Annotated in this window: 1 pseudogene; it reads left to right on the forward strand. The window is 69.7% G+C overall.

The features are described from left to right. Window positions 1-261: pseudogene (locus tag SB772_RS42475) on the forward strand (cytochrome C oxidase subunit I); the annotation flags it as partial.

Genomic DNA, 261 nt, shown 5'->3' on the forward strand with positions numbered 1-261 from the left:
GCTGTTCGTGATGACCGACCGCAGCGCGTGCGATGACGCATGCGCGCAAAAGCTCTATTTCATGCGCCAGATCCGCGTCACGCAGGCGGGCGAGCGACACCGGCTCACGATGGTGTGGCTGCGCAGCGATGCGGGCGCGGTGCCGCCGAAGGTGCTGGAAGCCTATCCGGACCCGCGCCGGCTGGTCGCCGATCCGGCCGCGGTCGCCGCATGGCTGCCGGCCGACGCCGGCACGAAGGACAGCGACCACCTCTACATGGT

This window comes from Paraburkholderia sp. SIMBA_030, assembly GCF_046535245.1.
Classification (GTDB): Bacteria; Pseudomonadota; Gammaproteobacteria; order Burkholderiales; family Burkholderiaceae; genus Paraburkholderia.